The organism is Micromonospora sp. NPDC047620 (assembly GCF_043205005.1).
Taxonomy (GTDB): Bacteria; Actinomycetota; Actinomycetes; order Mycobacteriales; family Micromonosporaceae; genus Micromonospora.
Genome location: NZ_JBIDDG010000006.1, coordinates 67,738 through 92,459, shown reverse-complemented (window position 1 = coordinate 92,459; position 24,722 = coordinate 67,738). Strand labels below are relative to the sequence as shown.

16 protein-coding genes are annotated in these 24,722 nt (G+C 72.3%); 6 read left to right on the top strand and 10 right to left on the bottom strand.

What is annotated here, in order from left to right:
* Positions 1-5 precede the first annotated feature (5 nt).
* From ACGF5C_RS09065 to pglW, 5 genes are all read right to left on the bottom strand, one after another.
* Positions 6-518 carry a pyridoxamine 5'-phosphate oxidase family protein gene (locus ACGF5C_RS09065; protein WP_393298617.1) on the bottom strand — a complete coding sequence of 171 codons (513 nt, stop codon included), beginning with the start codon at positions 516-518 and terminating at the stop codon, positions 6-8.
* Entirely contained in the window at positions 515-1,762 is a 1,248-nt protein-coding gene (locus tag ACGF5C_RS09060; protein ID WP_393298614.1) for a hypothetical protein, read from the bottom strand. Before ACGF5C_RS09060 ends, ACGF5C_RS09065 begins: the two co-directional genes overlap by 4 nt.
* The gene (locus ACGF5C_RS09055) at positions 1,763-2,176 is read right to left on the bottom strand and encodes a hypothetical protein (RefSeq protein ID WP_393298612.1); all 414 of its coding nucleotides are present in this window, start codon (positions 2,174-2,176) and stop codon (positions 1,763-1,765) included.
* A 3-nt stretch (positions 2,177-2,179) separates the two neighbouring features.
* Entirely contained in the window at positions 2,180-3,475 is a 1,296-nt protein-coding gene (locus tag ACGF5C_RS09050) for a RuBisCO large subunit C-terminal-like domain-containing protein (protein WP_393298609.1), read from the bottom strand.
* 172 nt (positions 3,476-3,647) lie between these two features.
* Entirely contained in the window at positions 3,648-8,048 is a 4,401-nt protein-coding gene (gene pglW / locus ACGF5C_RS09045) for a BREX system serine/threonine kinase PglW (RefSeq protein WP_393298606.1), read from the bottom strand.
* A 368-nt stretch (positions 8,049-8,416) separates the two neighbouring features.
* Between pglW and ACGF5C_RS09040 the strand changes: the two genes are divergently transcribed.
* Complete coding sequence (locus ACGF5C_RS09040; protein WP_393298603.1) at positions 8,417-9,316, top strand: hypothetical protein; 900 nt, start codon at positions 8,417-8,419, stop codon at positions 9,314-9,316.
* Between the two features lie 267 nt (positions 9,317-9,583).
* Here ACGF5C_RS09040 and ACGF5C_RS09035 read toward each other — a convergent pair whose 3' ends face one another.
* Positions 9,584-11,032 (bottom strand): Gfo/Idh/MocA family protein, encoded by a 1,449-nt coding sequence (locus ACGF5C_RS09035; protein WP_393298600.1) that lies wholly within the window; start codon positions 11,030-11,032, stop codon positions 9,584-9,586.
* 581 nt (positions 11,033-11,613) lie between these two features.
* On the opposite strand from ACGF5C_RS09035, the gene ACGF5C_RS09030 reads away from it, so the two are divergent.
* Genes ACGF5C_RS09030 through ACGF5C_RS09015 form a run of 4 tightly spaced genes read left to right on the top strand, consistent with a single transcriptional unit; the run spans position 11,614 to position 15,551 of the window.
* Positions 11,614-12,846 carry an extracellular solute-binding protein gene (locus tag ACGF5C_RS09030; protein ID WP_357461747.1) on the top strand — a complete coding sequence of 411 codons (1,233 nt, stop codon included), beginning with the start codon at positions 11,614-11,616 and terminating at the stop codon, positions 12,844-12,846.
* 37 nt (positions 12,847-12,883) lie between these two features.
* A complete protein-coding gene (locus ACGF5C_RS09025; protein ID WP_393298596.1) occupies positions 12,884-13,810 on the top strand; it encodes a carbohydrate ABC transporter permease in 927 nt (308 codons plus the stop codon).
* A 5-nt stretch (positions 13,811-13,815) separates the two neighbouring features.
* Positions 13,816-14,721, top strand: a complete 906-nt coding sequence (locus ACGF5C_RS09020; RefSeq protein ID WP_393298593.1) for a carbohydrate ABC transporter permease — start codon at positions 13,816-13,818, stop codon at positions 14,719-14,721.
* A gap of 41 nt (positions 14,722-14,762) precedes the next feature.
* Complete coding sequence (locus ACGF5C_RS09015; protein WP_357461752.1) at positions 14,763-15,551, top strand: DeoR/GlpR family DNA-binding transcription regulator; 789 nt, start codon at positions 14,763-14,765, stop codon at positions 15,549-15,551.
* Positions 15,552-15,636: 85 nt separating this feature from the next.
* Here the strand turns inward: ACGF5C_RS09015 and ACGF5C_RS09010 are convergent, their stop codons facing one another.
* The 3 genes from ACGF5C_RS09010 to ACGF5C_RS09000 all read right to left on the bottom strand — a co-directional run bounded on the left by ACGF5C_RS09010 (position 15,637) and on the right by ACGF5C_RS09000 (position 20,678).
* On the bottom strand, positions 15,637-17,967 hold the full coding sequence (locus ACGF5C_RS09010) for a hypothetical protein (RefSeq protein ID WP_393298590.1): 2,331 nt from the start codon (positions 17,965-17,967) through the stop codon (positions 15,637-15,639).
* 147 nt (positions 17,968-18,114) lie between these two features.
* A complete protein-coding gene (locus ACGF5C_RS09005; RefSeq protein WP_393298587.1) occupies positions 18,115-19,740 on the bottom strand; it encodes an ABC transporter permease in 1,626 nt (541 codons plus the stop codon).
* The gene (locus ACGF5C_RS09000) at positions 19,737-20,678 is read right to left on the bottom strand and encodes an ATP-binding cassette domain-containing protein (protein ID WP_393298584.1); all 942 of its coding nucleotides are present in this window, start codon (positions 20,676-20,678) and stop codon (positions 19,737-19,739) included. Before ACGF5C_RS09000 ends, ACGF5C_RS09005 begins: the two co-directional genes overlap by 4 nt.
* A 108-nt stretch (positions 20,679-20,786) precedes the next feature.
* Between ACGF5C_RS09000 and ACGF5C_RS08995 the strand changes: the two genes are divergently transcribed.
* Positions 20,787-21,545 (top strand): TetR family transcriptional regulator, encoded by a 759-nt coding sequence (locus ACGF5C_RS08995; RefSeq protein WP_393298581.1) that lies wholly within the window; start codon positions 20,787-20,789, stop codon positions 21,543-21,545.
* A gap of 51 nt (positions 21,546-21,596) precedes the next feature.
* Here the strand turns inward: ACGF5C_RS08995 and ACGF5C_RS08990 are convergent, their stop codons facing one another.
* Entirely contained in the window at positions 21,597-24,686 is a 3,090-nt protein-coding gene (locus tag ACGF5C_RS08990) for an NACHT domain-containing protein (protein ID WP_393298578.1), read from the bottom strand.
* Between the last annotated feature and the right edge of the window lie 36 nt (positions 24,687-24,722).

Genomic DNA, 24,722 nt, shown 5'->3' with positions numbered 1-24,722 from the left:
CGAGGTCAGGCCCGAAGGGCGTCGAGGAAGCGAGCCAGCGGCACCTCGACCCGGGCGTCCACCTTGGTCTCCTCGAACGACTCGACGTCGATCAGGTGGATCTCGGTGAACTCCAGGCGGTAGAAACGCCAGGTGCCGTCTCCCTCGAACTCCGTCGGTGGCCTGTACCACCACTCCCGCACCTGCGGGTCGGGGAAGTTCGTGGCGAAGTAGTGCTCGCACACCGCCGCCAACTCGGGACCTGTCACCTCTGCGCACTCACCGACGAACTGCATCCCGTCGACGTCGTCCCCCACTGCGGTGGAGTCGAAGATGGCGGCGGCGACGCTCCTTGTGGCAGCGATGTGGCGAGAGTGCCTGGCAGTGGGGGTGGAATAGAAGTGAAGGTGGCTGCCCGGCCCGATCACATAGTTGATCGGCGCCGCCCAGGGCATGCCGCCCCCGCAGGTGGCAAGCGTGAGATAGCGGTTTTCCCGCACCAACTTCACGGCACGCCGCACCAGATCGTCTTCGGTCACGTCGCTATCCCTTCACCGTCAGGTCCGTTCGGGTGATCAGCAGCGGCGGCCGTCGCCGATCCGGCCAGGACGCTCCAGCACACCAGGGCGGACGACCTGTAGAGCAGGTGAAATGCCCTCGCGTCGTCGGCATCCTTCGGGCGTGGCGAGAAGCCATCCCGGAGGAGAATATCGACGAACGAGGTCAGTTCCAAGTGGGTGGGACACCAGTCGGGTGCCGGTTCGGGATAGCCCGAAAGAGCACCGTTCAGCAGCGGCAGCAGGGCCGCCCGTGACGCCGCCAGGTGAACGAAGGACCCGGGGTAATGGACAGCCAGATCGAAGCCCGGTTCGACCAACCGTTCCAGAACATCGTCCAGTTGCACCGGAAGCAGGTATTCCGGGCAAGGTCCGGCCGGTGAATCGACGGTGGCCGTCAGGTCGAGCGGGGCGGGCCCGAGGACCCGGCCACATCCGAGGCACGAACTTCCGACAACTCCCATGTCCGACGTGCCGAAGCGGAACTGGATGCGGGACCGGACGTGGCATCGGGGACAGACCCGCCACGTACCCGCCTTGAGCAGGTCTGGGCGATCGCCCGCGACGAGCAGCAGCGCCCGCAGCCGCCACCTCGCCCGCGCGAGCAGCCAGTCCGTACCGCTGCGAACGGCGGCGGAAACGCCGAAAACCTGCTCGACCATCCAGGTGTTGTGGCCTGCCAGCGCGTCGGTGAGCCGGCGGTGGCTGCCGAGTGCGTGGCGCAGCGCGGCGAACCCCTCCGCCACACGCCGGCGGCATGTCCGGCGCGAGGTGACCGCCCAACCCCGGCCCGCGAGATCGTGCCGCAGCGCGAGGGCGGCATTGACGACCTCCTGCTCCAGCTCCGGCACGCGTGACAGCGCCGCTGAGGACGCGATGCTCGACGCCAGCCGCCGCCCGGCCCACCGCCGGCCCAGAGCGGGGGTCATCCGGGTGCCGGGAACGGGATGGGTGCGTGGCAGCCGCACCCTGAACAACTGCTCGTCGTCGGCTGCGTCGTAGTCGACCGAAACCCACGTGACGGCGCAATCCCCTGGACGGCCGGCGCAGGACGCGGCGATCGGGGCTGCGACGCACGGTGTCAGCACCGCCAGGCTCGCGAGCATGTTGGGCTGGTGGCAATATCGCACCCTCACCGGGCCGCGGCCTGCGCCGGCCAGCACCGTCCGCAGATCGGCGAAGCTGCGGTGCACGCCGGCCGCGACATGGACGTGGCCCTCAGTCAACTAATCACCTCGTCCTCGCCTGGCGGCCTGCTCGTTGAACGAACGCACCGAGGACCGCCAGACCACATAGATGGCCACGAAGAAGAGGAGGGTCGCCAGCGTCGTCATGCCCTCCTGCCCGTAGAGCACCAGCTTGCAGGGGAAGTGTCTGCCGGGTATTCCCAGAACGACGCTGGCCGAGAAGAGCCCGCTGGCGAACGCGAGGGCGTGCAGCCCGCGCAGGACGCGCCGCGAATCCGCGAACTCGGAGAAGCCCGGGGCACGCTGAAGCTGGATGATCTTCTGGAACGTTGGCAGCACGATGAAGATCGCCACCGAGATCGCCGCCAGGCTGGCGGCGAGTGCCGTGGCATCCTTGATCGGCTCGGCAAGGCTCGGGTCCTGGTGCAACAGGCCCCGCAGCGGATTCGCCATCTGTCACCACCGCTTCAGGTCGACGGCATCCAGCTCGGACCGGAGCACCTGGTCCCGAGCCGCGAGCGAGCGGTAGACGGCCAACGCGGAGTCGTTGTCGGCGACGTCCGTCAACCCGGTCACCAGCTCGACGAACCGGCGGGTACGAGCCCGGATGTCGCCATGCCCGAGGATCCCGGAGTGGATCTCGAAGATGGTGTCGGCGCCCAGCTCTCTCATGTTCGGCCAAATGTTGATCATCTGGAGGTCGCCTTCGGCCACCCTGAAGGCACCCGGAATGCGCCGGCCCGGCACGTGCAGCGGCTGCGCCAGTGCCCGCACGGCGTCACTCCAGTTGATGTCGAAGCACTCCGCGCCGGTCGTCCCCGTGTGGACCGCGTCCGCGCCCGCGAGCCGGCTGAGCTTGGAGATGACCTGCTCGTCGACGCCGACCCGGTGCGTCCCGCCGGCAGACGGGCGGGAAACCATGCCGGAGCCCATGTTCGTCGCCACCAGACACACACCGAAACTGTGCGAGCTGAGATCCTCGAGCGTGCCCAGCCCCTGGGTGAAACCGTTGACCACGAAGCCCTTGGCCCCGTTCGCCGCTGCCCACTCCGCCTTGCGCAGGATCTGGCTCGGAGTGCCGGCGAGGCAGGTCACATACGCCTTCGGCCTACCGGTTTCGTCCGCCGCGCGTTGGCACAGCTCGACGAGCCGGGGAAGGCGGTGCTGCAGGCTCAGCGTCGGCGACGGCGGATCACCCAACAGCATGTCGTCGACGAGCAGATCAGCGCCGGCGACCAGCGCCTGACGGTAGAGGTCGAGGACCGACTGTTCGAGAGGCTGGGTGCGCGGCCCGGTCTCCAGGGCAAGCAGGGGCCGGCGCTGCACGCCCACGATCGACCGGATTCCGTCGATACCGAGTTGTGGACCGGGCACAGCCGACAGGAAGGGCCGGGGCAGGTCCACTCGTTGCAGCCACACACCATCTGCGTAGCTGTACTCGGCTGCGCTGGTCAGGAGCTGGAAGAGGTGGGCCAGCCCTTCGTTCGGGGCGGCGTGCGCGAGAGGCAGCGCGAGAGTGACGTCGGTCCAGTCCGAGATCGGGCCCACGTGGATGACGGCCCCGGCAACCTCGGGATCGGTGCTCCGATAGCGACGCTCGAGTCGCTGCGAGCGCTGCGTCAGGATCCGCAGCATCTGCACCGCGGCGTGGCGCAGATCCGCTCCGGCGGGAACCGCGAAGCTGTAGGTGGCCCTGACGAAGGCATCCAGATCCAGCGAGTCCGGGTCGAGAATCTGGTCGCGCCAGTTCATCACACCGGACGACTGGTTCGGGGCGGCTGCACCGGAGCTGACATGGGCTCCCCACCGTGGGAAGGATTACGAATACGAGGTCGACTTCCTTCTGCGCGACGCCCATTTTCGCAGAGCACACCGGAGCCGCGCCCGTCCGATATCTGACAGCGACGGCCCGGTGACGTTGCCGTCAGCTCGCGTGACTCCGGGCGAGGTCGCTACGGTGGGCGTTGACGACCCAGGCGTCCGGTAGGGCGATCCACTCGTTGTCGCCCACCCGCACCACCGCGCCGTCCAGCTTCGGTAGCAACGCCGGGTCCTCCATCGGGCAGAGCAACCACACGTCGCCCGCCCCGGCACGCGCCGCGTCGGCCAGCTCGTAGAGCCGGTCCACCGCCCGGTAACGCGCCAGCACCGCCGCGTCGTGCAGCAGCACCGGCCCCTCGCCGGCCCGCAACTCCGCGCGCAGCTCCGGCGCGGCGAGCTGCCACGCCTGCTCGACGTACTCGCCCAGCTTGATCGCCGCCCGAGAGCCGGGCTCCGCGACGTCCGCGCCGAGCACCGTCTCCCAGGTCGGCTTCGGTCGGGCGTCGACCAGGGCGTGCAGGTGCGCCAGGAAACGGGCCGCCACGTTCACCGGCCGCGCGTCGAAGCGCCGGACCAGTTCCTCCCGGGCCAGGGCGTACCGGTTGAGGCGTACCGTCAGGGCGCGGAAGCCGCCGACGGACCTGGCGCCCGTCAGCCGCTCCTCGGCTCGCATCGCCGCCGCCAGCTCCGGCGACTCGGCCGTCCACCGGCTCGGCGCCGCCGTCGCCGACGGGCGGCGCTGCATGATCGACATCGAGGACGAGGCGTTGCGGGGCGGCGGCGGGACGTACCGGTCGCGGTCCCAGCGCAGCTCGAAGCCGGCCTCGGCGAGCAGCCGGTCCAGCTTCGGGTGCCCTGGGAGCGGGTCCAGCTCCGGGAACCGCGCGGCCACCCGGTCGGCGACCTGCGTTGGCGTCAGCCCACGCCGGTCGGGGCCGGTAGCCGGGGGCACCACGCCGGCCTGGGCGAGTCGCAGCGCCCGGACCGGGTCGAGGTCGCGCGGGTAGAGCTCCAGCCGGGCCGTCGCGGCGGCCCGCTCCGAGGCCACGGCGGCGAGCAGCACCCGACGCCGGTCGTCGATCGCGTCTGCCGCCCCGCCGGGCGCGGTCACCGCCGCGAGGGTACGCAGCACCGTCGCCGGGCTCGGCAGCACCTCGCTGGCGGCGAGCTTGTCGGCGGCCTTGCCGAGGGCGTCGGCGTAGTCGAGGAGAGCCGGCGCGGCCGGGGTGTCCGGGGCGTCGTCCTCGCCCGCCTCGAGGGCCACCAGCAGCCGCTCGCCGTGCCGGCGCAGCAGCAGGCGCGGGTCGTCGGCGAGGGCGTCGACCTCCACGGCGGCCCGCACCGCGGCGAGCGCCACCGCACGGCGCAGCGCGTCGCCGGTGCGCACCGAGCCGCGACTGCCGAGCAGCGCCGTGGCCATCTCGCCGACGCCCATCACCCGGCCGCCGTCGCGCAGCAGCTCGATGATCTGCGTACGCACGCTGCCGACGACCGGGATGTCGTGCCAGCGTTTGCGCTGCTTGCCGAGGATCTGCGCGACCCGGCCGGAGGTGACGCCCAGCGCGGCGGCGACCTGCGGCTGCTGCGGCCAGTGCGGCAGCGCCGGCAGCGCGCCGGACTCGTCGGGCAGGTGCAGCAGCAGGCGGGTGCCCTCGATCTCGGTGCCGTTGCGGCCGTTTTTCGCCGGTAGCAGCAGCGTGGCGATGGCGTCCAGGCCGACGCGTACCAGATCGGCGTCGCCGTGCCCGGCGGTGGTCTCGGTGGCCACCTCGGCGCTGGCCGCCTTCCGGGCGGCGGGGGTGGTGGGGATGGTCTCCCGCTCCCCCAGCCGGTTGCGCCACTCCTTGACCCGGCGCTGGAGTTCCTTGCGGGTCCGCGCGCCGAGGCCGGGAAGGGTGGCGAGCTTGTTCGCCACGGTGAGCAGCTCGCCGACGGTGGTGGCCTCGAGCCGGTGGGCGGCGGAGACGGCGCGCGGGGTGAGGCCGGCGGCCTCCAGCGCCGTGGCCCGGGTCGCCCTCGACGCGGCCTCGTCGCGGGCCGCCTCGGCGGCGTTCTCGTCCGGCTCGTCGGCCTCGACGTCAGGATGGTCGGTGCCGACGGGGGTGCTCGCGTCGGAACGGCGGAACACCTCGTGCCAGGCGTCGCGCATGTCCTTGAGCGACGGATACCGCTCCCGGTGGTTCCGGTGCAGGGCCCGGTGGAAGAAGTCGACCAGGTCGTCGCGGATCGCCGGGTCGAACGCCTCCACGGCCAGCACCGGCGGGCCCTCGGTGAGCTGCGGCTCCGTGCCGCCGTCGCCCCACACCGGCAGCTCGCCGGAGGCCATCTCGTGCAGGGTGACCGCGAGGGCGTACCACTCGGCATGCTTGTCGAAGACCTGCCGGGCGGCGATGCCGAGGAACGGGTCGAGGTAGCGGGGGGTGCCGGCGGCGATCTCCTTGACCGACACACCGGCCAGGGAGAAGTCGAAGAGCACCAGTTGCCGGGTGCGGTTGGGGCGGATCCGGACGGCGATGTTGTCGGGCTTGATGTCGCGGTGGTAGACGCCCTCGCCCTCCAGGTAGTCGAGCGCACCGAAGAGATAGTCGCTGTAGGTCTCCAGCTCGTCGACGGTGAGCCGGCCGTCGTCGCGCAGCTTGCGGGCCAGCGTCAGCTCACCGGCGTGCTCCAGCACGACGACGGTGCGGCTGCCGAGTTGCAGCGGCTCGGGTCGCGCCAGCCGGATCACCCGGGAGTCGGTGAGCGGGCCGAGCACCCGGGCCTCGTGGGCCAGCCGGGCACCCTTCTCGTCGGAGAGGCCGACCTTGAGCACCTCGTCCTTGCCGGTGCGATCGTTGTGCGCGAGGAACGCCCGGCACGTCGAGCCGGTCCCCAGGCTCTTCGTGATCGTCCACTCCCCGACCCGATCGCCCCGGCGCGCCTCCAGCGGGTCGACCTGCTCGGGCTCCGGCTCCTCCGGGTGCACCGAGGCGGGCGGCGGGGCGGTCAGCTCGTCCTCGACCACCTGCAGCATCTCGACGAACTCGGCGACGGTGGTGAGCCGCTGGGCCGGCACCGGGGCGGTGGCCGCCTGGATCAGCTCGTCGGCGAACGTGCTGATCCCGTCGGCGACGGCGGCGGCCCGCAACCCGTTGTCCCGGGCCAGCCGGGAGAGCAGCTCGGGGCGCTTGGTCGCCGGGGGCTCGCCGGTCAGGATCAGGTAGGCCAGCGCGCCCAGCCCGAACACGTCCATCGCGACCGCGTCGGGGTTCGGGGCGGTCAGCTCGGGCGCGAGGTACGCCTCGGCGGAACGTTCGATGTGCGAGGCGGCGTGCGAGGAGAGGGTCACCGGATCGCCGCTGCTGCCGCCGGCGGTGTCAGCGCCCCGGGTCGCCGCCTGCCAGTCGCTGAGTTGCAGTTGAGGGGTCAGCCAGGCCTCGTCCTCGCTGCCACCCCGGCGTCTGCGGCCCGGGCTGACGAGCACGCTGCGGGCAGACAGTGCCCGGTGGTGCAGCCGGCGGCGGTGCGCGTACGCCACCGTCTCGGCGAGCTGACGGATCATGGCGAGCCGGCTCAGCGCGTCGAGGCGGTCGCCGTACTGAGCCATGTAGTGGTCCAGCCGGATCGAGCGGGGGTCGTACCGGAAGATCAGGGCCGGCCCGGCCTCGTGCGACTCCATCGAGTCGACCCGCACGATGCCCGGGTGGTTGATGCCGTGCAGGACGGTCATCTCGCGCTTGGCGGCGCGTTCGATGCTGGCCCGCTCGGCCTGCACGGCGTTGCGTTCGACCAGGTAGATCCGGATCCGCCGGTGCTCGCGCTCAAGGTCTCGGTGGCGGGCGTGGTGATCCTGCCACGTCGGGCCCAGGTCGAACGGGCGGGTTTCCAGCTCCCACGACCCGATCTGGTAGTGCTTGCGGCTGCGGGCGATACCGACGGCCTTGAGCAGCTCCGGCAGTGCGGCCGACATCTCCTTGGTGACGCGCTGCCGCTCGTCCTGCGGGGGGCGCTGGAGCAGCGAGCCGATCGCCGGCAGCGGACCCGGCTGGTGACCGGGGGCCGCCTCCGGTCCGTAGATGCCGTGCAGGTGGTGCTCGGCGAGATTCACGATCAGGCCGGGCTTGGAGAGGAAGACCGCCGCCTGCACGAACGGGATCTTGAGCGGCGGGCCCTTGCGCTGGCTCGCCGCCACCTGGAGCAGGGACTTGAGCTTCTTGGCCTTGGCGTCGGCCAGATGCAGGGGGTTGTCAAACGTGCGGGTGCTGTTCGGGCCGTGCAGGATCCAGTTGGAGCCGCTGGAGGTCAGCCGGCCGGTCAGGCTCTTGATCTCGATGAGGTAGAGCCCGCCCGGGCCGGCCACCAGCAGGTCCACTTCGTAGGGGTGGCCGGTCTGGGCGGTGAAGGTGAAGTTCGACCAGGCGCGGTAGGGCTCGGTGTCGGGCAGCAACACCTGAACGTGCGCCAACGCCTCCCGCTCGTGCGTGAACTGCGACGGCGTGATGGTCGTCCACCGGCCCTCCTGCATGCCGACGATCCTAGGGGCAGGTCAGCGGGTGGTGGCGACCCCCGCTGCCGATGAGCTCTCGGAGCAGCGGGACGGGGCTCGCTGACATGCCGCCCAGAGGCGTCGGGCGGTATGGGAGAAATGCCCGGACAGTCGCACTTGTCAAAATATCTGAATCGGCCGTCGTCACCTCGGCGTGACGGCGGCCAGTCCGGCCGCCGCCTTGTTAGCTTCAGGACGGATCATCGACACGTCACCGGCGACGAAGTGATGCCGCTCCGTGGCATGACACTCGTCGGTCAGAGCCTGCCCCGCCTAGCGAGCACACCGAAGGAGCCGTCCAGCCTGGCCACCCGCTCAGAGGGAATCCGCGACGAGGGAGGGCTGACATGACCGACGCCCCCAGCACCGAGTCGACACCTCCGGACGGCTGGAAACAACGCGGCAGCCGAGCGCTGAAGGCCGCGTGGGACGCGGGCAGGGACGTCGGCGAGTGGTCGAAGAAGCGCTGGAAGAGGCTGCACGCCACACTCCAGCAGCTGGAACTCGCCCCGGCGCCGGATCCGCCCGCGCCCGGCCGCGTCGTCGTACAACGGAGGGCGGAGCCGATCGCGGTGCCGGCCCGAGGCTACTTGTTCACCTTCACCGTGCACGCCACCTTCACGTGGTCGTCGCAGGGACTGCATCCCGAGTTGTTGAGCTGGCACGCCCAGTCCTTCATGCCGCACGCGACCCAGAGACTGGAACGGTTCGCGGCCGAGCGTTCCCGCAGCTTCCCACCCCACGCCGCGAGGGACCTGGAAGAGGAGCTGCAACAGAGGCTGCGCGCGATGAAACCGTGGTCCTACACCCGCAACGGCAGGGAGCTCACGTGTGAGCCCGACGCCTGGGTGCAGCTCGACGACCGCGTCAAGGCCGCCCTCCTGCCGTACGCGGAGGCGCGACTGAAACTGGAGCACGAACTCGACGTGCACCTCAGACAGGCCCGCCGCGCCGAGCAACTCAGCCAGAGGTGGATGACGATCCTGCAGAAGCACGTCGAGGGTTTCCCCGCCGACCATGCGGCGCAGGGAAGGGAGGACGAGCTGGCGAGGGCGCTTCAGGAGATCACGGCGATGCGGAAGGCCGCCGCCCAGTGGATCGAGGAGCTGCTCGGCCACCGGTTGCGCCACGACGACACCCGCCGCGAGGAAGGCGGTTCGGGCGGCGCGAAGGACCGTCAGGGCCAGGGGCCTGCCGCGCCGCGGAGCGAACCGTCGAGCGATCCGCCGACCGCCGGCGCCGGCTGACCGCCAAGTCGTCAACTGTCGTTGTGGCCCAGTTCGTCCTGCCGGTTCGCCGGGGCCGGCAGGGGTGCGGGACGCATTGTTGCCTGCTCAAGAAACCCGCATGTCACAAAGACCTTTGCGCCCTGCTCGCCGCGGCACTGCTCGGCAGTACCCAGGACGGCGCCGGCCAGCGGGCTGGGCCGGTGGGCACGGGTCCGGGCCGTTCACGCTCGTCGGCGCCGCGCCGGCCGGTGATCGGCCGGCGCGGCGCCGGTTGCGTCGAAGGAGCTACTCCTTGTCGAGCCAGGGGTCCGCGGGCCTCGGCCGGTCGAACGTGGGCCGCGCCTCCTGCCAGTGCCCGCGGGTGAAGTCGGGCACCTTGACCGGGTGCATCCGGCCGGTCTTCAACGACTCGTGGCTGAGCGGGATCACCGAACACCAGGCCGCCGAGTCGTAGACGTCGATGTCGGGGGTCATGCCGAGCCGCATCGTCTGGACCAGGCGCCAGATGGAGATGAAGTCGCCGCCGCCGTGGCCGCCGTACTGGCTGGCCAACTGCTCCAGCGTCGGCCACAACCAGTGGTCGTGCTGGCGCAGGATGGTGTTGTACTCGGTGCCGCTCCGCCAGGTGTGGTTCGTGTGGCCGAGCGACTCGAGGTAGATCCGGGCGTTGTCGACCTCGATGGACCCTCGGGTGCCGGTGAGCGTGGTCTCCCGGCTGTACGGGTGCGGCGAGTTGACGTCGTGCTCGATCCGGATGAAGCGACCACTGGTGGTGGTGACGAAACAGGTGTGCCGGTCGCCGGAGATGTAGGGGGCGTCGTCCCACGACGAGTGGTCGGAGCCGACCCGGGGGTCCTCCTCGCGGAAGAGGGCCAGCGCCTTGGGCAGGGACGCGACCGCGATCAGTTCCTCGAACCGGTCGCCGCGGTTGATGCCCAGGGTGGCCGACACCGGCCCCAGGCCGTGGGTCGGGTAGTGCGAGGCGTTCATTTTGGTCTGCCACCGGCGCCGCCAGTGCTCCGGGTGGTAGGCGCCGCCGAACAGGTACGGCCAGCGCAGGTCGTGGACGTACCCGCCGGAGGCGTGCTGCAGGTCGCCGAACAGCCCCCGGTGGGCCATGTTGAACATGGCCATCTCGGGCCGGAAGTAGTTGACGTTCTCCAGCAGGATGCAGTGCTTCCTGGTCCGTTCCGAGGTGCGGACGAGGTCCCAGATCTGGTCCAGGTACGGCGCGATCGGCAGTTCGACGGCGACGTGCTTGCCGTGCTCCATGGCCGCCTTCGCCATGGGGTAGTGCCACTCCCAGGGGGTGGCGATGTAGACGAGGTCGATGTCGTCGCGGCGGAGGAGGTTGAGGTAGTCCTCCTCGCCGGCGGAGTAGCCGACCGGCGCGGTGTCCTGGAAACCCTGCCGCATGATCCGGCCGACGGTGCGGTTGACCCGCTCGGGGCGGATGTCGCAGACGGCGGTGATCGTCGAGACGGCGGCGAACCGCAGGTCCTGGCCGCCGCCGCGTTCGCCGAGACCGATGAGCCCGACGCGGACCTGGTCGAAGCCTTCGAACGGCACATTGGTCATGCTTTTTTCGCCGTTTCCGCGCTCGGGCGCGGCGTCGGCGGGGTCGGCCGCGGCGGGGGCGCCGACGGCGCCGCCGAGGCCGGCGGCGGCGCCGAGCACGACACCGGATCGGAGCAGGTCACGACGGGACGGATTGAACTCAGGCGTTGGGACCACAGTGATCACTCCTCGATGACGGAGCCTGATCGAACTTGCCTACTTGCCATGGCTGTTGAGCAGTGTCAATCAAACGTTCATCGATGGCAAGGGGCAGTCCGCCATGTCTGGGCGCTCATGCGCGGATCGTGCGGACAGCATTGCTGAACGGGGTGGCGGCCATTTACGCTCGGATCCCTGCCAGACCGCGCGGTTTCGCGCGGACGAGGTGCGTCGTGGGCTGCCACGCCAGGGTGCCACGCACGCCGGCGGTGAAGGCGACGTTCAGCGCCGTACCGAAGTCAGCCGGAGCTGGTCGATCCGCGCCGTCGTCTGGCACCGGCACGGGAGGCGATGGCCGTCACGGTCGCCCACTTCTGCCGGGTCGTGGCCGGCGAGCGGGATCCACAGGCGTCGGTGTCCGTCGCGCATCGACCGTGACCGAATCGTGAGCGGTTGGTCTTGACGCTCATCGGCGAGCATCGCAGAATCCCTGCTACAGCACGATCGTGAGAGGTTCATGGGCTAACCAGTCAGGAACGAGCCGCGACCACGCGCGTCTGATCACGGCTGTTCACGTTCCGTCCCTTGTGGAGGCAGAAGTGAAACGATTCCTGCGTACGACGGCGGCGCTCGCGATCACCGGCCTGGCCCTGACCGCCTGCGGGTTCGGCGGCAAGGACGAGGCGAGCGGTGACAGCAAGACGGTGTCGCTGCTCGTCCCCAGCTACAGCACCGGCACCAAGGCCCTCTGGGAGGGCATCATCGCCGACTTCCAGGCCAAGAACCAGGGCATCACCGTCAACCTCGAGATCCAGTCCTGGGACAACATCAACGACGTCATCCGCACCAAGGTGCAGGCGAACTCCGCGCCGGACATCCTCAACATCGACGCGTTCTCCGGCTTCGCCGCCGACGACCTGCTCTACCCGGCCAGCGAGGTCCTCTCCCCTGAGACCCTGAGCGACTTCCAGGACTCCTTCGCCAAGAACGCCTCGATCGACGGCACCATGTACGGCCTGCCGATGATCGCCTCGGCCCGCACCCTCTTCTACAACCAGGACGTGTTCACCAGGGCCGGCGTGGCCAAGCCCCCGGCGACCTGGCAGGAACTGTACGACGCCGCGCAGAAGATCAAGGGGCTCAACGCCGGCGTCTACGGCTACGGCATGCCGCTGGGCAGCGAGGAGGCCCAAGCGGAGACGTCGATCTGGGTCTTCGGCAACGGCGGCTCGTGGAACGAGGGCGACAAGATCACCGCGAACAGCCCCCGCAACCTCGAGGCGGTGCAGTTCATGAAGCGGATGATCGACGCGGGGCTGACCCAGCCCGACCCCGGCGCGAGCGACCGCACCCCGATGCTGGACGTGTTCATCCAGGGCAAGATCGCCATGGCCGTGGGGCTGCCGCCCACGGTGGGGCAGATCGCGCAGAAGAACCCGAGCCTCAAGTACGGGACCGCGCCGATTCCGACCCGCGACGGGCAGCCGATGACCCTCGGTGTGGCCGACCACCTCATGGCGTTCAAGAACGACGGCAGCAAGCGGGAGGCGGTCAAGGCGTTCCTGGACCATTTCTACAGCGCCGAGGTCTACAAGAAGTTCGTCGACACCGAGGGCTTCCTGCCCACCACCAAGTCGGGGGCCGAGGCGCTGAAGGACAAGAAGGAGATCGCCAGCTTCCTGCAGGTCCTGCCGGGCGCCCGGTTCTACCCGAGCACCAACTCCCGCTGGGCGGCCACGCAGGGCGCGATCCAGAGCCAGATCGGCCAGATCGGGCAGGGCAAGGATCCGCAGGCGGTACTGAGCGACATCCAGGCCAAGGCCGACGCCTGACGGTGCGGCGCCCGTACGCATTCCGATCGAGGACACGATGAGCGAGCAGACCAGGCAGGCGCCGGCGCCGACCGGCAGGTCCGCGCGAGCGGCCCACCGGCAGTTGGCGACGGCCCTGCCCTGGCTGCTGCCCGCGCTGGGTCTGATCGTCACGATCGTCCTGTTCCCCGCCGCCTACATGGTGTGGACGTCCTCGCGGGACGTCTCGCAGGCCGGAGTCGACCGCGGCCCGGCGGGGCTGGACAACTACGCCGCGCTGCTGAACGCCCCCGCGCTGGGGCGGGTGTTCGGCAACACCGTGATCTGGGTGATCGGTGTGGTCGTGGCGACGCTGCTGATCTCCCTGGCCCTGGCCCAGTTCCTGAACCACGCCTTCCCCGGCCGGCGCCTGGTCCGGCTGGCGGTGATCGTGCCGTGGGCGGCCAGCGTCGTCATGACCTCCACCGTCTTCTACTACGCCCTCGACCCGTTCTACGGGATCGTCAACCAGTTCCTGGTGGACCTCGGCATCCTCGACGCCGGGTTCGGGTTCACCCGTCGACCGGTGCCCGCGTTCGTGGTGTCCATGGTGGTGGCCGTCTTCGTGTCCCTTCCGTTCACCACCTACACCCTCCTCGCCGGGTTGCAGATGGTGCCCGAGGACGTGGTCGAGGCGGCCCGGATGGACGGCGCCGGGCCCGGCCGCGTCTACCGCAGCATCATCCTGCCCACCCTGCGGCCCGCGATCGCCGTCGCGGTGCTCATCAACATCATCAACGTGTTCAACTCCCTGCCCATCCTGCGCACGATGACCGGCAGCATCCCCGGGTACGACGCGGACACCACGACGACGCTGATCTTCAAGTACATCCAGCAGGACCGTCAGGTCGACCTCGCCAGCGCGCTCAGCGTGGTGAACTTCCTGATCGTCCTCGCGGTGATCGGCATCTACCTGGCGGCTCTGCGGCCAATGAGAGACGAGTAGCCGTGGTGACGACGACCCCAGACACGACCGACCGGCAGGTAGGCGCGGGCGCCGCGGGCGCGCGCCGGGGCAACCGACCCCGGAGGCGGGGCGGCCGGCGGTGGCTCAAGACGGCGGCGGGCGCGGTGGTGGCGCTGGTGTTCCTCGCGCCGTACCTGGTGATGCTCGTCGGGTCCTTCAAGCGGCACGCGGAGATCCTGCGCATCCCGCCCACCTACCTGCCGACGGAGTGGATCCCGTCCAACTACGCCACCATGTGGTCCACGCCGGAGACGCCGCTGCCGTACAACCTCGTCTCCACCCTCGTCATCTCCGTCTGCGGCACCCTGCTGGTGCTCGCGGTCGCCCTGCCCGCCGCCTACTACACGGCCAAGCACCGGTTCCCCGGCCGCGGCGTCTTCCTCCTGCTGGTACTGGCCACGCAGATGCTCCAGCCGACCGTGCTGGCGCCGGGACTGTTCCGGCAGTTCCTGGCGGTCGGCCTGGACGACACCTGGCTCGCGATGATCCTCGTCAACGCCGCCTTCAACCTGAGCTTCGCCGTGTGGATCATGCACAGCTTCTTCTCCGGCATACCCAAGGAGATCGACGAGGCCGCGATGATGGACGGCGCCGGCAAGCTGCAGACGCTGCGCCGGGTGACCCTGCCCCTGGTGTGGCCCGGCATCGTCACCGCCATCATCTTCACCTTCGTCGCCTGCTGGAACGAGTTCGCGGCGAGCCTGGTCGTCCTGACCACGGCGGAGAACCAGCCCCTGTCGGTGGCGATCACGAAGTTCGTCGGCCAGTACGACTCCGCCTGGCACTACGTCTTCGGCGTCTCGGTCGTCAGCATCATTCCCGTGGTCCTCCTCTTCGCCGCGGTCGAGAAGCGCCTGGTCGCCGGTCTCACGGCGGGAGCCGTCAAGTGACCTCCACCGACACCACGACGGGGGCCACCGCGTCGGGCGGGATGGCGGACCGCTCCCGCCGGCTGCAGGCGTTGCTGGAGATCCTGGCCGCGCAGGGCGGGCGGCTCTCCGTCGTCGAGGCCGCCAACGCGCTGCGGGTCTCCGAGGCGACCGTCCGCCGTGATTTCACCGCTCTGGCCGAGCAGCAGCTGGTGACCCGTACCCACGGTGGCATCGTGGCCAGCTCCGTCGCCTACGACCTGCCCGTCCGCTACCGCTACCGCGGCGACGACAGCACCAAGGAACGCATCGCCGCAGCCGCCGCCGAACTCGTCGAACCGGGCAGCGTCGTCGGGTTGAACGGCGGCACCACGACGTCGGCGACCGCCCGTCATCTCGCCGCGCGACCCGACCTGACCCAGGCCACCCACCGGCCGGCCCTGACCGTGGTGACCAACGCGCTGAACATCGCCACCGAGATGGTGCTGCGGCCGTACCTGCGCACCGTCATCCTCGGCGGGGTCGCCCTGCCCCAGTCGTACGAGCTGACCGGGCCGCTGACCAGCATGGTGATGCAGTCCCTGTGGTTGGACGTCCTCTTTCTCGGGGTGGACGGGTTCTCCACCGAGGGGACGTCCTGCCATGACGAGAGTGAGGCGGGCATCGACGCGTTGATGGTCAACCGGGCGCGGCAGGTGGTGGTCGTCGCCGGCTCCGAGAAGCTCGGCCGCCACTCCTTCGCGAAGATCTGTGACGCCGCCGCGGTGGACACGCTGGTGACCGACGGCGCCGCGGACGAGAAGATCGTGGCGGATCTGCGGGCATCAGGTGTCACCGTGCACCTGACCTGACCCGCCGACGTCCGGTGCGCGCACCGGCGGCCCCGCGTCAGCCGGTCCGGCGGGGCGGCGCGGCCACGGGCGACGCCGGCCCGGGCTACCGCGACCGCGCGGGCGGGAGGGGCAGTTCTGCGGCGTAGCGGTCGACCAGGTCCCAGAGGCGGGGGTCGGTCCAGTAGCCGGAGTGACGGCCGAGGACGGGTGGCTGCTGGCCGTGCACGTACCAGGCGGTCGGCGGGTCGGTGAGCAGCTGGTCGACGTCGTTCGCCGGGTCGTCGGGGAAGATCGGGCCGCCGATGAAGTCGGTCTCGTAGTAGAAATTCCGCCATCGCCACACCGTGGGCCGGTCCGCGCCCAGCGCGCCGTCGGCGAAGTAGGCGGGAAAGCCCCAGGCGTACAGCTTGGTCAGCGGGCTGCCGAAGGTGACCAGCGCGACGTGGCCGGCGGGCCGGCCCTCGCACTGCGGCCGGCTCTTCTCCTGCAGGAGTGCGGCGACCGCCATGACGGTGCCCTGGCTGTGCGCGGCCAGCACCACCGCACCGCCGTGGTCGTGGACGCGCCACAGCCGGCGTTGCAGGTCCGGCACGGCGCGCTCGGTGTACGACGGTGGGGCGAGCGGATGGTAGGCGCGGGGCCAGAAGGTGCCGATGTCCCACAGCACGCCGAGGTGGCGGCGGTCCGCCAGCCCGCGCCAGCCCCGCAGCATCAGGGTCAGCACCGCCACCGGCGCCCCGGCGGCGAGCCAGGTCGACACGGTGAGCGCGCCGCGCGGCGCCCACGGCAGCGAGTGGTGGACCGCGGCGACGACCAGCACGTACCCGAAGACGGCGAGGGCGGCGACGGTCAGGAGGCTGAACAACAGGTCGACGTCCCGGGCCAGCACGGCCAACTGCCGGCCCCGGGCGATCCGGGCGGTCCAGCCGCCGGGCCACGCTCGGGTGTGGCGCGCCGGCTCGTTCAGGGCGGACGCGTCCCAGGCGCTCGGCGGCTCCGGTGTCGACAGGGCGGCGTACTCGTCGTGGATGCGCCGGCGGCGGTCGGGCCCGGCCGCCCGCCACAGCACCACCGCCTGCACCAGCGCGAATCCCACCACGATCGCGATCGGCAGCAGCGTCAGGTAGGGCGTGAGGGCGTAGACCATGTCGTAGACGTAGAGCCGGTCGGGGCGGCCGTCGCCGGTGCCGGGGTTGGACACCGTGCCGAGCAGGTCGGCGACGCGGATCATCGTGCCGACCCCGACCGCGTTGAGCACCACCGCCGCCAGCACGGTCAGCGCGAACGGGCCGGCGTAGCGGAACGCCCCGCGCCGGTGCCCGTTGACGGCGGCCGACGCGAGCACGGCCGCCGTCGCGCCGAGGCAGAGGGCGTACGTCCAGTCCACCGCCGTCTGCATGCCCGGCAGTGGCGCCCACCGGCCGGCCCCGGGCGGGGCGACCGCCGGCTGTGCCAGCGCGACGACCACCGCCCCGGTCACCGCCAGCACGCCGAGCCCGGTGACGGAGAGCGCCGCCGCCCGCCCGATCCGGGCCGGCGTCAGCAGCAGCACCGCGCCCAGGCCGGCCGCCGCCGCGAGCCAGGTCACCAGGGTCGCCAATCCGTCGTACGCCGGCACCACACCCGCCGCCAGGGGGATCGACCGGGCGGTGTACACGGTGATCCAGCCGACGAAGCCGCAGGCCGCGCCCAGGTGCAGCAGCGCGAGCCGGGCGACGCTGCCGCCGCCGTTCCAGAAGTCGGGGTCGGCCAGGCCCACCCCGGGCCGGGCCGGCGTCACGTCGCTCATCGCCCGCAGCGACTCGCCCCGTTGCGGCGGCGGCACCTGCTCGTAGCGGGACAGCGACCGGCCGCTGAGGGCCAGCAGCCCGATCGCGACCAGCAACGGCACCAGGGCGCCGACGAGGACCCGGCGCGCCGGATGGTCGACGAACCCGTCGGTGTGCAGCCACCGCAGCCACCACCGGTCGGCGCAGGCGGCCCGGGCGCCGCACTGGTAGGCGACGACGTCCATCGTGGTCATCGCGACGAGCAGCAGCAGGTTGACCGTCAGGCCCAGCGCCGCCCAGCGGACCACCGCGCGGTGCACCCGGAACCGCACGGCACCACGCCATGCCGTCGGCGTGCACATCCAGCCCGCGACGTTGACCAGGGTGAACGGCAGCAGCAGCAACCACAGCGCGCGGGTGGCGCTGCGCGAGGTCAGCCCGCCCCAGGAGTACGCCTCGACGTGGCGCCCCTTGACGTCGGCGGTGCGGAAGAAGCCGGCCACCCCGTCGCCGGAGACGAGCTGCGGCGCCACGTCGGCGAGCAGGTTCTCCGGTGTCGTGCCACCGACCCCGTGCAGCCGCAGTTCCGTCACGCCGTCGAGCGCGACGGCCGGTGGGACCAGACCCGACGGCCGCTCCACCGGACGGTCATCGTGCTTCTGCACCGGCATCTCGCACCGACCCAACGCTGACTACGACAGGTAACGGATACGTTACTTCATGCAGTCGGCCAACTCCCGCCCGCCCGAACCGGGGAGCACCTCCGGACGCCCCGCTCCCTTCGAGGGCGCCCGGGGCGTCTCCGCACAGGATCAGCTCGGGACGTCGCGGCGGCGGAAGCCGGCCAGGCCGGCCGCGAGCAGCACCACCGCCACCCCCGTCAGCACGACCAGCGGCAGCGCCGCCAGGTCGACCGCCGGCACCGACGGCACGTGCGTGTACGGGGACAGGTTCAGCGCCGCCTGCGGCAGGTCGAGCACCGCGCCGAGCTGCCCGAGCAGCAGGAACCCGATCAGCGCCGCCCAGGACAGCGCCACCGACCAGCGGGGCAGCAGCCCGAACAGCGCCGTCACCACCCCGACCACCACCAGCAGGGCCGGCAGCCGCACCAGCGCCGCCCCGCCCAGCTGGGCGGTCTGCCCGAGCGGGTCGCCGGTGACCAGGCCGTAGCCGAGCCCGGTGGTGAGGCCGCCCAGCAGCACCAGGGCGAGCGCGCCGAGCGTGGCGGCGACCACCTGGGTGGTCAGCCAGCGGGTGCGGCTGACCGCCGTGGCCAGGATCGCCTCCAGCGGGCCGCCGGCCTCGTCGCCGCGCGTGCGCAACAGCGCCTGCACGACGTACGCCCCGATGGTCAGCGCGAACAACCCCAGCATCGCCGCCAGGTACGCGTCGATCAGTTTCGCGCCGCCGCCCATCGCGCTGATGGCCTCGGCGGCGGCCGGGTTCTCCTCGATCATGGCGTTGAACTCGTCCCCGGCGATGCCCATCGACAACCCGAGCACCGCCACCCCGATCGCCCAGCCGAGCAGCGCGCCGCGCTGCAACCGCCAGGCCAGCCCGGCGGGGCTGAGCAGCCGGGGCGAGGCCGCCGCCGGCCCCCGTCGGGGCGCGACGAGCCCCGCGCCGACGTCCCGCCGCTCGGCGAGGGCGTAGGCGAGTGCCACGCCGGCGACCAGCAGCGCGACGGGCAGCGCGAGCACCCACCACCGTTCGCCGCCGAACGCGCGGACCTGGTTGCCCCAGCCGATCGGGGAGAGCCAGGACGGCCAGGCGCTGACCACGCGCACGCCGCCGTCGGTCTGCTCGCCGAGCACGTCGCCGGCGGCCCGGAGCAGGAAGGCGACCCCGACGGTCGCGGCGGCGAGCGCGTTGGCGCCCCGGGAGGTGACCGACACCTGGGCGGTGACCGCGGCGATACCGGTGAAGGACACCCCGACGCCGCCGACGGCGGCCGCCGCCGCGACGGACCCGGCAAGCGGCAGGCCGGCGCCGGCCAGGGCGACGGCGAGCAGGGCCGCGGCCAGCACGTTCGCCGCGACGACGACCAGCAGGGCGGCGGTGAGCAGCGCGTACCGGCCGACGACGGAGGCGCCCAGCAGCTCCGCCCGGCCGGTCTCCTCGTTCTGCCGGGTGTGCCGGACCACCGCGAAGGTGCTCAGCAGCGCGGCGAGCAGGGCCAGCGTCACGTACGTCTCGGCGACCACCACCGCGCCGAGGTCGGTGCCGGCGATGGGGCCGTTGAACGCGCGGGCGACCAGGCTGGACGCCGACGTGGTGGCGTACCCGACCCGGGACGCCTCGTCCGGGTAGAACTCCTTGACGCTGCCGGCGAGGGCGTAGCCGAGCAGGGGCGTGCCGAGCACCCAGACGGCGAGCCGGACCCGGTCGCGGCGCAGCACGAGCCGGGCGAGCCGCCCGGTGCCGGTGAACGCGCTCATCGGGCGCCCGCCTGCCGCTCGGTGCCGGCCCGGTGACCGTTGGCGGCGACGGCCGCGCGCTCGTCGCCGTAGTGGCGCAGGAACAGCTCCTCGAGGGTGGGCGGGGCGCTGGTCAGGGCGCGGACGCCGAAGCGGACGAGGTGTCCGAGCAGCTCGTCGAGGTGGGCGGGCTCGATCTCCAGGTGGATGCGGCCGTCGACCTCGCGCACCTCGTGGACGCCCGGCAGGGCCGCCAGGCCGGTCGCCGGCCGCGCGGTCTCGACCGTGACCGCCGTACGCGTGAGGTGGCGCAGCTCGGCGAGGGTGCCGGACTCGACGGCCCGGCCGTCGCGGATGATGCTGACCCGGTCGCAGAGCGCCTCGACCTCGGCCAGCACGTGGCTGGAGAGCAGCACGGTGGCGCCGTCGCGCTTGAGCTGGCGGACCTCGTCCTGGAACACGGCCTCCATCAGCGGGTCCAGCCCGGAGGTCGGCTCGTCGAGCACGTAGAGCTCGACGTCGGACGCGAAGGCCGCGACGATCGCGACCTTCTGCCGGTTGCCCTTGGAGTAGGTGCGGCACTTGCGCGTCGGGTCGAGGTCGAAGCGTTCCAGCAGGGCGTCGCGGCGGCGCCGGTCGAGCCCGCCGCGCAGCTTGCCGAACAGGTCGATCGCCTCGCCCCCGGAGAGGTTCGGCCACAGGTTCACGTCGCCCGGCACGTACGCCAGCCGGCGGTGCAGGGCGACCGCCTCCCGCCACGGGTCGGCGTCGAACACCCGCACGTCGCCCGCGTCGCGGCGCAGCAGGCCGAGCAGGATCCGGATGGTGGTGGACTTGCCGGAGCCGTTGGGGCCGAGGAAGCCGTGCACCTCCCCCGCCTCGACCCGCAGGTCCAGTTCGTCGAGCGCCCGGACACTGCCGAACGTCTTGACGAGGTTGTCGATGGAGATGACGGGCATGACCCCTCCTGCCACTGGCGATGCCGACCGCCCCCACTGTACTGACCGTCGGTCAGCCGCATCAACGGTGGTGTCACCCACCGGTCAGACGCGGCTACGCTTTCCGGCATGACCGTCGAGGCACCCGACGACACGCGCACCCGGATCCTGCGCGCCGCGCTCGACCTGTTCGCCGAGCACGGCTACCAGCGCACCTCGCTGCGCCAGATCGGCGAGCGGCTGCGGCTGACCAAGGCCGCGATCCTCTACCACTTCCCCACCAAGGAGCACCTGCTCACGGCCCTGGTCGAGCCGCTGGTGGCCGACCTGGAGACGCTGCTGGACACGGCCGAGGCGGGGCCGGCCGAGCGGGCTCGCCGGACGGTCCTGGAGGGCTGGGTGGACACCATGCTGACCCACCGCCGCCCGCTCGGCATGCTCTTTCACGACATCGCCCTCATCACGCGCGGCGACACGTACCACCGCCTGATGCGGATCGCCATGCGCGCCAACAACCTCATCGCCGGGCCCGACGCCGGGCGGCGGGAGCGGGTCCGGGCGGTGCAGGCGGTCGCCATGTGCAGCGACCCGATCGTCTTCTTCACCGACGTGCCCGACGAGGTGCTGCGGGCGGACATGCTCGACGGCGTGCACCGCCTGCTGGACGGCACGCCGCCCAGGGACCACCCGGGCGCGGCCGGGGACGGTGGCGACGCGGCGAGCGGCCGACGCCGGCCCGGCCGGCCGCGGGCGATGAGCCCGGAGCAGGTCGAGGCGGCCCGGCGGATGCACGCCGCCGGCAGCCACTCGGCGGACGAGATCGCCGCCGCGCTGGGGGTCTCGCGGGCCACCGTCTACCGCCACCTGGACCCGGTCGTCGCGGAATAATGAAACACGTTACGAGACTGTTCTGAGACGCCGCAGGAGCCCGCCGACCGGTCAGCCGTCGTGCCACATCGGGGCGCCCCGGCGCAGGGTCCGCGCGGCGATGTCCGGGGCGGACAACACGTCGACCAGCCTGCGGGCCGCGGCCACCGCAGGCGCCCCCAGCGTCGGGTGGCCGACCACCGCGTGGCACGCCTGCAAGCCGATCTCGGCCAGCTCCCGTCGGCCCAGCTCCATCCGCCGCCCGCGGGCCCGCCGCTCGGCGAGCACCGCCCGGAGCCGGTCACGCACCTCCGCCCGCTCGTCGACGACGCGCCGGACCACCGCCACCGACCAGCTCCAGGTCTGCACGAGCAGCAGCGGATCGGTGCGGTCGTCGGAGTCGTCGGGGCAGTCGGCCAGGAACAGCTGCTCGTGGCAGAGGGCGAGGGCCGCGCCGGTGTCCCCGTCCCCGTCGAGCATGATCCGGGCCAGCATTCCCGCGCCGAGGGGCGTCGACCGACGCGGGGCGTCGTCGCTCTCCGCCGCGAGCAGCCGCTCCAGGTGCTGCCGAGCCGCGTCGACGTCACCCTCCGCGTAGCGGACGACCGCCAGGAACTCCCAGGTGGCGGACAGGGGCCCGCCCGCCTGGTCCTCCCCACGCAGCAGCGCGTCGCCGGCGGCCCGCAGCTCGGCCAGCGGCGCGGCGGCGGCAACCAGCTCGGAGACGCGCCGACGCTGCGCCGCCGGTGGCGTCGCACCCGTGCGTGCGAGCGGCGCCGGCATCGACGCCAACAGGTCCCCCAGCCGGCTCCACTCCCCGGCGGCGGCGCCCACCAGCAGCGCCTTGCGCAGCGCGGCCAGGGTGAGGTCGTCGGCCGGCCCGACGTTCGCCGCGCGGGCCCGCGTGACGGCGGCGAACACGCCGAGCGCCTCCGGCCAGAACCCCGCCCGGGCCAGCTCGACGCCGAACTCCTCGCGCGGCCGGCCGCCCCGCCGCCCCGCCAGCGAGCCCGCCGCCAGCCTGCTCTGCAGACGGCCGTGCCGGAACCGGTACGCCCCGGCGCCGTGCCGCAACAGACCGACCGTCTCGGCGTGGCCGAGGAACGCCAGCAGCCGGTGCGGCAGGCGGCCGCGTGCCGCCAGCACCATCCGGGCCAGACAGAACCGGACCCACGCGCCGCCCCCGCGCGTGTGCACCCACCAGCCCAGCCCCGCGCCGAGCCCGGCGTAGCCGAGGGCCTGCGGCGAGGGCAGCCGGGGCAGCAGGCCGGTCACCCACAGCAGCGCGGAGCCGGCCAGCACACCGACAAACCCGGCGGCGACGCTCGGCACCACCGACGCGATCGTCGCCGCGCGGTCGGCCCGGACGGTCTCGACCACGCCGGTGGCCCCGAGTTCCGCGGCCGGGGCGGCGACGTCTACCCGCAGCGCGGACCGGACCGCGACGAGGACGAACCAGACGGCGCCGAGCACGACCGCGGCCCGCAGCTCGACCGGCCATCCGGTCAGCCCGGGCAGCCGGCCCGTCGCGGCGGCCAGCTCGGGTGGCGGGGTGAACAGCCACAGCACGAACCAGGTCAGGAACCCCCAGAACGCTCCCCGGAGCAGCCCGTCGAGCACCCCCTCGCGGAGCGCGCCCCGGCCGCCGACGAACACCACCCGGGTGGGTCGGCTGCCCGGGTCGCGGGCGCCACCGCCCAGCGCGGCGGCCGGCACGGCCACCGCGGCGGCCGCCACCCCCAGGTCGGCGGGGTGGTCGGCGAGAGCAGTGAGCAGCTCGCGGGTGCCCGGGTCGGCGACCATCCCGGCCACCGACCGGAGCGCCTCCCCGGCGAGGGCGAGGACCAGCCACACCGCCAGCCCGGTACGCAGGCCGCCGACGACGGCCCAGAACAACCGGGGCAGCGCGGCCGGCAGCTGCCACCAGCGGAACTCGCGGACGCCGAGCGATTCCAGGTGCGCGGCCAGGAACGTCAGGTAACGCCGGGCCCGGTCCGGTTCCCACCGGCGTAGCCCCTGGGCGCCCCGGCGCGACCGCAGCGCGGCGTCGACCGCCCGGGACAGCAGCTCGTCCTCCACGGCGCCCCGCCCCCGGCTGACCGCCAGCGGCACGAGGTCCCGGGGGTCGGTGCCGGGCTGGTCGAACGCGCTGCGGGCCATCGCCACCATCAACGGCGTGGCCAGCGCCCCGCTCAGTTCCGGGTCGCCGTCGATGCGCGCCGCGACGGTCGACCAGTTGCCGGCCTGGTGCAGGGGCGCGGCGTCGACCAGGTACTCCGCCACCTCGTCCGGAACCAGCGGCTCGACCACCACCACCGCGGCGCCGCGCACCTTCTCGCCCTGGTCGAGGTACCTCTCGTACACCGACGTCCGGCAGGTCAGGACGAAACGCTGCGTGGGCAACTCGTTGAGTTCCTCGAGGCAGGCGGTCACCTGATCCTCGGGCACCTCGTCCAGGCCGTCGAGCACGGGCACGACGAGGTCCGTCTCGACCAGGTCCCGCAGCACCGCCACGCGACGGGGATGGCGGGGTGCGAGCTGCGTGTACCGCCGGGCGAGGCGGTCCACCAGCCAGTCGCGGAACGTCTCCACGGTCGGGTCCCACGACGCGACGGGCAGCAGCACCGGCACGGGCGCCTCGGGGTCCCGGTGCGGCGGCAGCTCACGCGCCATCCGCAGGGCGATGACCGACTTGCCGGATCCGGCCGGTCCCAGCACCAGCAACCGCCCGGACGGGATGCTCCGGTAGCGGCTCCACAGTGTCCCGTGGCGGCCGGACAGGTCCATCGGACCGGCCTCGCTGGACCGGCCGATGGCCCGCCAGGACGGCATGAGCCGCTCGGCGGCGGTGCGCCAGGTCACCGGGAGCGGGTACGGCTCGTCGACCGCCCGCAGCAGCGCCTCGTCGCTCGGCTCGCGCCGGACCAGTTCGAAGAGTTCGTCCGCGGCCGCCCGGCGGTGGACCGCCGCCGCTGCCGAGCCGGCCTGCCGGTTGGTGAGGACCTGGTCCAGCACGACGTAGACGGCGATGACACCGGCGATCACGCCCCAGGCCCAGTTGACCTTCTCGAAGTCGTACCGCAACCAGACCCAGGCGGTCCCGGCCGCGGCGACGACGGCCACGAGGACGAGCAGGGCCCATGTCCACCCCCGACGCTGCACCGCCTGATTGTGATCGTCCAGCGGCCGCGCGGGCGG